Source organism: Protofrankia sp. Cas4 (genome assembly GCF_963555915.1).
Taxonomy (GTDB): domain Bacteria; phylum Actinomycetota; class Actinomycetes; order Frankiales; family Frankiaceae; genus Protofrankia.
Map to the genome: position 1 here is coordinate 5,783 of NZ_CAUVXL010000193.1, position 7,322 is coordinate 13,104.

General features: G+C 69.9%; 8 protein-coding genes. 3 read left to right on the forward strand and 5 right to left on the reverse strand.

All coding sequences use genetic code 11. The features are described from left to right. The 4 genes from U9979_RS17835 to U9979_RS17850 all read right to left on the reverse strand — a co-directional run. A partial coding sequence (locus U9979_RS17835; RefSeq protein ID WP_322780282.1) for an NUDIX hydrolase occupies positions 1-401 on the reverse strand: 401 nt, incomplete at its 3' end. Positions 402-460: 59 nt separating this feature from the next. Further along, entirely contained in the window at positions 461-2,242 is a 1,782-nt protein-coding gene (locus U9979_RS17840) for a CTP synthase (protein WP_322755335.1), read from the reverse strand. Between the two features lie 172 nt (positions 2,243-2,414). Beyond that, on the reverse strand, positions 2,415-2,858 hold the full coding sequence (locus tag U9979_RS17845; RefSeq protein ID WP_322749780.1) for a PIN domain-containing protein: 444 nt from the start codon (positions 2,856-2,858) through the stop codon (positions 2,415-2,417). Continuing rightward, entirely contained in the window at positions 2,840-3,100 is a 261-nt protein-coding gene (locus U9979_RS17850; protein ID WP_322780270.1) for a hypothetical protein, read from the reverse strand. The genes U9979_RS17845 and U9979_RS17850 overlap by 19 nt, the downstream gene beginning before the upstream one ends. Positions 3,101-3,246: 146 nt before the next feature. Between U9979_RS17850 and U9979_RS17855 the strand changes: the two genes are divergently transcribed. The 3 genes from U9979_RS17855 to U9979_RS17865 are packed head-to-tail and all read left to right on the forward strand — an operon-like array spanning position 3,247 to position 5,967. Then, complete coding sequence (locus tag U9979_RS17855) at positions 3,247-4,032, forward strand: DUF2231 domain-containing protein (RefSeq protein WP_322780271.1); 786 nt, start codon at positions 3,247-3,249, stop codon at positions 4,030-4,032. Continuing rightward, the gene (locus U9979_RS17860) at positions 3,983-4,663 is read left to right on the forward strand and encodes a response regulator transcription factor (protein ID WP_322780272.1); all 681 of its coding nucleotides are present in this window, start codon (positions 3,983-3,985) and stop codon (positions 4,661-4,663) included. The genes U9979_RS17855 and U9979_RS17860 overlap by 50 nt, the downstream gene beginning before the upstream one ends. Beyond that, entirely contained in the window at positions 4,660-5,967 is a 1,308-nt protein-coding gene (locus U9979_RS17865) for a HAMP domain-containing sensor histidine kinase (protein ID WP_322780273.1), read from the forward strand. Before U9979_RS17860 ends, U9979_RS17865 begins: the two co-directional genes overlap by 4 nt. Before the next feature lie 977 nt (positions 5,968-6,944). Here U9979_RS17865 and U9979_RS17870 read toward each other — a convergent pair. Beyond that, the coding region (locus tag U9979_RS17870; RefSeq protein WP_322780274.1) for a hypothetical protein at positions 6,945-7,322 on the reverse strand (378 nt) is incomplete at its 5' end.

The following is a 7,322-nucleotide window of genomic DNA, read 5'->3' on the forward strand; positions in this document are numbered from 1 at the left end:
TCGCGAGCGAGGAAGACCCGGTACGCCTCGTTGGTCATGCCGGGTGACGCGAGCACGTCGACCAGCAGATCCCAACGCCCGGCCGTGAGGTTCGCCTCTTCGGCGAGTTCGCGTGCCGCCGCCTCGACCGGCGGCTCGCCGGGTACGTCCAGGATGCCGGCGGGCAGCTCCCACAGCGGTCGACGGACGGGATGACGGTACTGGTACACCATCACCACCCGGTCGGCCTCGTCGAGCGCCACCACTCCGACCGCACCCGGGTGCACGACGACATCGCGCTGGGACACCCCGCCATCGGGCATCCGCACCGCATCCCGCCGGACCGAGATGATCCGTCCGGTGAAGGCGATGTCGCTGTCAACGACCTCATAGCGATGCCCGGTCTCGGAGCTGAAGGCCACCGCATGATCGACGGTGTTCGCCGCGGGCTCGCTCGCAGCCACCCCGCCTGGATACCCGCTCACGACGACACCAGTTCCTCTCCGTCGCAGCCTCTAGACGGTCCGCGTCCGTCCAGTGGGCCGATCTCGTGGTTTGCAGTGTCGCGGTTTGCAGTGTCGTGGTCCGCGATGTCGGCCGGAACCTCGACCGGTAGCATTCCGGTGCGCTGTTCGGCATGGGTCACCGCCGCCGCGGCCAACGCCCGGAACAGCGGGTGGGCCCGGGTCGGTCGGGATCGGAACTCCGGGTGCGCCTGGGTGCCCACGTAGAACGGATTGTTCCCGGTCGTGAGCTCGACGACCTCGACGAGCCGACCGTCCGGCGAGGTCCCCGAGATCACCAGGCCGGCGGCGGTGAGCCGGTCCCGGTAGTCGTTGTTGACCTCATAGCGGTGCCGGTGACGCTCACCGACCTCGGCGACCCCGTACACCCGCCGGGCCACCGTCCCCGGAACCAACACGCACGGGTAGCGGCCCAGACGCATGGTGCCGCCCATATCCCGCTCACCGGCGACCACCGCCCGCTGGTCGGCCATGGTGGAGATCACCGGATGCGGGGTGTCCGCGTCGAACTCGGTCGAGTTCGCCCCCACCAGCCCGGCCATGTTGCGGGCCGCCTCGATCACCATGCACTGCAGGCCCAGGCACAACCCCAACGCCGGGATCGCGTTCATCCGCGCGTGACGCAGCGCCTCGATCTTCCCCTCGATGCCGCGGATGCCGAAACCACCCGGCACGAGCACGCCGTCGACGCCATCCAATGCGGATGCGGTGGTCTCCACCGACGAGCAGGAATCCGAGGGCACCCAGCGGATCTCCACCCGGGCGTTCACCGCGAAGCCACCCGCGCGCAACGCTTCGGTCACCGACAGGTAGGCGTCCGGCAGGTCGACGTACTTGCCGACGATCGCGACGGTGACCATCTTGGCCGGGCAGTGAACCCGGCGCAGCAGGGTGTCCCACTCGGTCCAGTCGACGTCGCGAAAGGGCAGGCCCAGGCGGCGGACCGCATAGGCGTCGAGCCCCTCGCGGTGCAGCACCTTCGGAATGTCGTAGATCGATACCGCATCCGGCGCACCGACCACGGCCTCGTCGTCCACATCGCACATCAACGCGATCTTGTTCTTGAGTGCGTCCGGCAGCGGGCGGTCAGACCGGGCGACCACCGCATCCGGCTGAAGGCCGATACTGCGCAGTGCCGCCACCGAGTGCTGCGTCGGCTTGGTCTTGAGCTCGCCGGAGGGAGCCAGGTACGGCACCAGGCTCACGTGCACGGTCAGGACGTTGTCACGGCCTACCTCGTGGCGGACCTGCCGGATCGCCTCGAGGTAGGGCAGGGACTCGATGTCGCCGACCGTCCCGCCCACCTCGGTGATGACCACGTCCACCTCGTCGGTGGCGAGCCTGCGGATCCGGCCCTTGATCTCGTCGGTGATGTGCGGTATGACCTGCACCGTCTGCCCGAGATAGTCGCCCCGGCGTTCTCGGGCGATCACCTCCGAGTAGACCTGGCCGGTGGTGACGTTCGCGCTGCCGTCGAGGTCGACGTCCAGGAACCGTTCGTAGTGGCCGATGTCGAGGTCTGTCTCGGCACCGTCATCGGTGACAAAGACCTCCCCGTGCTGGAACGGGTTCATCGTGCCGGGGTCGACGTTGAGGTAGGGATCAAGCTTCTGCATGGTGACCCGTAGGCCACGTGCCTTCAGGAGACGACCGAGGCTGGATGCGGTGAGCCCCTTGCCGAGACTGGAGGCCACACCTCCGGTCACAAAAATGTGCTTGGTCACGTGCGCCTGCGCCACGCTGAGACCCTTCCGTGGGTATCGCCGGCCGGATCCGTACCTGGCCGGTCCACGGGATTTCACGGTAACACCCCTGCCCACGGCCTGCTCACGCGCAGGTCACCGATGCCGGCACCGGCCAGGCTCAGACCTTGACGGGCTCAGACCTTGACGGGCTCAGACCGTGACCGGCTCAGACCTTGACCGGCTTGACCCGCCGTTGGGGTGGCACGCCCGGCTCGGTGGTGAGCACCGCGAGGTCCTCGGGATCGGACGTCAGCACCAGAACGGGCCGCGGCTGCTCCAGCGCCGTCGCGGCCACGACTGCATCGACGGCGTAGCGGTGGCCGTCGAGCCCGGTCTCGTCGAGGAGTGCCGCGGCGCGCTTGGCGATGTCCTCGGTCACCGCGACGATCCGGATATGGGGTACAGCCCATGCCAGTGCTTCGCGCCGTGGACCATCGGGCCGCCGCACCTCCACCAGCGTAAGCGTGGATGCGATCACCACCGCACCACGAAGCCGTGCGGCTTCGACCCGGCGCACCACGGCGGCATCCCTGTCGGCGAGAAGCGAGAGCCCCTGTGAGTCCAGCACCAGGGTGCCGCCGCCGGGAGTGCTCAGTCGGCGTCGGGCCATTCCGCCAGAGCCTCCCGCACCCCGTCGACGTCAAGGGGGCCGTGCTCCTGCTCGTACTCCTCGACGATCTCCTGCAGCTGCCGCATGTGGACCCAGTGCGCGAGAGCCTCGGTGGCCGCGGCGGAGAACCCACGCGGCCCAGTACGCGCCTCGACCTCACGGATGAGGTCTTCCGGGAAGGACGTGCTGCGTTTGACCGCACGCCCGGTGAAGGGCGGCTCTGCAGCAGAGGTAACGGCCATGCCGTCATTATTGCTACTTCCAGTGGCAATCGCAAGGTCAACTCACTAAGGCAGTCCTCAGGATGGGCCGGGAGGCTGGGTTGGGAGCGGTACCGGCGGTGCGCCCGGGTCGCCGCTCCCGACCGCCCGCCAATTGAGAGAGAGCCATGTACCTGAAGATCTTCGGACTGCCCGCCCATCCACTGGTGGTGCACGCCACCGTTGTGCTGGTCCCGCTGGCCGCACTGCTCGTCGCCGCCGCCGCGCTGTGGCCGGCGCTGCGCCGGCGCTTCGGGTTGCTACCGCTCGGCCTGGCTGCCGTCGCGCTCGCGTTGGTTCCGCTGACCACGTCGACCGGCGATCAGCTCGAGGCACGGCTGCCGGAATCACCGCTCATCGCCCGGCACGCGGAACTCGCCGACGGGCTCCTGCCGTGGGTCTTCGGGCTGTTCGTCGTCTCGGTGTTCGTGACCTGGCTCGACCGGCGGTACCCGAGACGATCCACGGCCATGGAACAGCTACCCGCTCCATCGCCCGTGGAGGTGCCAGCCGCGATGGGTGCGGCGGGCCGGGCGGGCGGCGCCCCAGGCAGAGCGCCGGCCACGATGCCGAACCAGGCGAGCGGGGAGCAACGTCGGCGGACCGCCGCGAGCGGCGGCAATCCGGTCGCGCTGCGACTCACGGCCGCCGTCCTCGCCGTGGTCGCCGCGACCGGTACGGTCGTGCAGGTAGTCCGCATCGGCGACGCCGGTGCCAGAGCCGCCTGGTCCGGCGTTCCCCCTCACCCCGCCCCGGTGCGGACGAGGGATGATCAGATCGGGTGGTCGACGGCTCGACCGCCCGACGGCTCGACCGCCCCGCTGACATCGGCCGCGTTCAGACGGCACGGAGGTTCCGCATCCGGTGAACGAACCGGCCGGCAATCGACCTCGGCTGCTCCTCGTCGAGGATGAACGGGCGCTCGCCGGACTCCTCGCGGGAGTCTTGGAGGCGTCCGGCTACGACGTCGACCTGGCCGGCGACGGCCAGCGGGGGCTGCATCTCGGCCTGACCCGCCGCTACGACGTCGCGGTCCTCGACCGAGGCCTGCCCGTACTCGACGGCATCGACCTGCTGCGGGCGCTGCGTCGACGCGGCATGGCCGTCCCCGTGCTGATCCTGACCGCCCGGACCGCCGTCGCCGACCGGGTCCAGGGCCTCGACGCCGGCGCCGAGGACTATCTCGGCAAACCGTTCGACCTTGACGAGCTCCTCGCCCGCCTGCGGGCGCTGCGCCGCATCCACCTTGAGCAGGCGGATCTGCTCCCGCTGCCGGGTGGGCGCCGCCTGAACGTGGCCCGCGGGTCCGTGCAGCTGCCCGACGGGAGCCTGCTCGTACTGTCCGAACGCGAATGCGACCTGCTTGCCGTCCTCGCGGCCCGACCGGGCCAGGTCTTCGAACGCGACGAACTGCGCCGCCGGGTATTCCCGGATGCCGACCCGGCCGTCGTCGACGTCTACGTCCACTACCTGCGGCGCAAGCTGGGGCGGTCGATCGTGCGCACCAGCCGTGGTGTCGGCTACCGGCTCGGGGAATCGGGATGACCCGGCGCACAGGTCGTACGAGCGCCGACGACCGGCTGCTGGCGGCAGCCCGCCGCCGGCTCACCGTTCAGGTCGCTCTCGCCGTGTCCGCGGCGATCCTGCTGGTCGGAACCGTCGCCTACCTGATCGTTGGCTATGAGCAGCGCCAGGACGTCGACCGCCAGCTGCGCGCGGCAGCGGCCCGCGCCGAGGACGTCGACGATCCCCCGGATGGCATGGCGCTCTTCCTCCGCCGCGCGGGCGGGCCGCTGCAGGCAAGCCGCGGAGCGCCGACCGGGCTCGCCGACCTGGCCGCGATCGACGCGACCGCCCACGACGGCGCCACCCGATCCTCCCGACGCCGGCTGGACCACGGCGCCACCTTTGCGCTGGTCACTGTCCGGCGACGCGACCTCGTCGTCCAGACGGCATACGACCTCGCCAACCTGGAGCGGCAGACCGACCGGCTGCTGCTCGGCCTCGGATTCGCGGGCATCCTGGGGATCGGTGCCGTTCTGCTGGTCAGCGTCGTGGTCGGGCGCCGTGCGATCGCGCCGCTGCGGGAGGCACTCGACCGCCAACGTCAGTTCGTCGCCGATGCCGCGCACGAACTGCGGACCCCGCTCACGCTGCTCCACACCCGTGCGCAGGTGTTCGAACGCACCGCGGGTAAGGCGGGTGTGCCCGCGCTCGCCGCCGAGGCAGGTGAGATCGTCGCGGACAGCCGCCGGCTGGCGGACGTCATCGAGGATCTGCTGGTGTCCGCCGAACTCGCGCACAACCCCGGCCAGCGGACCCGGGTGGACCTGGGCCGGGTCGCGTGGGATGTCGCCGCAGCCGCGCAGGCGTACGCCGCGGAACTCGCCGTCACGCTCACCGTCGAGCTCGCCGACACTCCCCCTGGCGACATTTCCCCCGGTGGGACGACGCCGGCCAGAGCCGCCAACCCGGCTGGGGACGGTCGTCCCGCAGTCATTCTCGGCGCCGAGCCGGCGCTGCGCCGGGCGGTCTCCGCGTTGGTGGACAACGCACTCGGTCACACCCCCAGCGGTGGATCGGTCACGGTAACCATCACTGTGGGAGACCCGGGTGGCTGTATCACATTACGGATCACAGACACCGGGCAGGGCCTCGACCCGGCCGCGGCCGAAGACCTCTTCGCCCGCTTCCATCGTGGCCAGCAGATCGGTGACCGGCGCCGGTTCGGTCTCGGCCTGGCACTCGTCCAGGAGATCGTGGCAAACCACGGCGGGACGGTCACGGCAGACGGCGCGGTGGGTCGCGGCGCCACGTTCACCCTCTCCCTTCCAGCGGCACCGCCCTGACGCAACCCGGCCGCTAGGCAACCTCCGACTCGAACGGGGTCAAACTGGCGGCGTCGGGTCAGACCATCCCGAGTCCGGATGCGATGCCCGCTAAGAGCGCCCGGGGCGCCGCTTGGACGTGACCCGCAGGTCCGTGCAGCTCCCCGACGCCGGCACCGGCTGTCGGCACGGCGCGGGCCCAGATCGGAGGGGTAGGTGGTTTCAGTCATGATAATGACGATTTCCACCTACCCATCGCCTGCGCACGCATGTGGGGGTAGGTGGCTTCGGTTGTGATAATGACCGTTCCTACCTACCACTCCGAGTCCCGGACACCTGCCTGACGCCGCAAACCCGAATGGACTGGCCGTCACCGCACCGGCCTGACTGGGTGGGAAGCGATGGGCACGATTACGTCGGCAGGCCGTGCGTGGCCGTGCGTGGCCGTGCGGGCCGGGCTGGTACGCGACCGCAGCCGACTCGAACGGGGTCAAACGAGATCAAACTGGCGGCGTCCGGTCAGACCATCCCGAGTCCGGCGGAGGCTCACCGTCGGGACCATAACCAGGCGCCCAGATCGTCTCGTAGTGCGGGCAGCGATCGACCACCGCACCAGGAAGCTCACCTTTTGCGCCGCCGCTACTTCTCGCGCGGGCACGTACGGCACCGCCCGCCCGTCGGCACTCCTTGCACTGCACCCGGACCGCTGTAACCATTTGCCCGGGTTCACCCGCCCGCTCGGTAGTCATCGGCTAGCGACCGTGCCCCGACCGTTACAGCGCAGACAGATCATCGTGCCGCGGTCGACGAAACGAGACGAGGTGTAGTCCTTCCCACCCCGCTTCGTGCCGCCACTGCCCGACGACGCTCCGCCGCCGGTATCTCCCCGCTTGTTCCAAACCACGACTTCAGAATAGACAACGTCGCACCCCGTCCGTGGTGAAGAGCCGATCGAAAGAGCGGACGACCATGCGGCCATGATTCTCCAGCCGTCACCTTCATTTCGCCGTGCCGCCGAGCGGCAGGATCCAGGCCACCTGACCGCCGAACATGACGTGCACGGACTGCACCCCCGGCGCGCGATGCGGGAGTGCGTCGCGAACTTCCTGCGCGATGACACCGAGCGCGTGGAACACCGCCTCGGAGGGACGGACACCGGTGTCTGTCACCTCCAGCTGCAGTGTGGCGTTGCTGTCGCCGTTTCGGTGCGCACGGTCGATCTGGCGAGCCAGTCCGCGCGCCACCAGCTGCGCATCGAACCGGCTCCCACCGGCGCCCGGTTCGGTGAGGGCGTCGGGTTTGATGCGGGCGATGACCGCCTCGACGTCCGGCGGCAACTCAGAATTGTCCGGCCTGCGCGTCGGAGGACCGCGCCA